The sequence below is a fragment of the Pseudomonas ceruminis genome, assembly GCF_021602025.1.
GTDB classification, from domain to species: Bacteria; Pseudomonadota; Gammaproteobacteria; order Pseudomonadales; family Pseudomonadaceae; genus Aquipseudomonas; species Aquipseudomonas ceruminis.
This window is the reverse complement of record NZ_BQHW01000083.1, coordinates 1-412: the sequence shown is the minus strand read 5'-3', so window position 1 is coordinate 412 and position 412 is coordinate 1. Positions and strand designations below refer to the sequence as shown.

1 pseudogene is annotated in these 412 nt (G+C 56.3%); it reads right to left on the bottom strand.

The features are described from left to right. Positions 1-349 (bottom strand): annotated as a pseudogene (locus L6D80_RS29900) (transposase); the annotation flags it as partial. Between the last annotated feature and the right edge of the window lie 63 nt (positions 350-412).

Below are 412 nucleotides of genomic sequence, written 5' to 3'. Positions count from 1 at the left end.
TGCACCTTGAGGGTTTGGCAAAGGCGCCGCACCGGGTAATCAGTCGAGTGCTTCTTGATGAAGGCGTACTTCAGCCGCACTCCTTGGCAAAGTACGCGGCGGCCTTTTTTAAGATGTCTCGCTCTTCAGTCACGCGCTTGAGTTCAGCGCGTAGCTTGCGCAATTCGGCCTGCTGATCGTCGTCTTGCTGACGCTGCTCTTGGGGCTTGGTGTAGACCTTGATCCAGGCGTAAAGGCTATGTACGGACATGCCCAGGCGCTGGGCGACATCGGCGACGGGTTTGCCTTTCTCGGTCACTTGCTTGACCGCTTCGATCTTGAACTCTTCGGGGTAACGCTGACGACTCATGGCACCTCCTATTTGGGCCTCATTATGAGGCTTGGAGGTGTCTACGAAACCAGGGGCGATTCA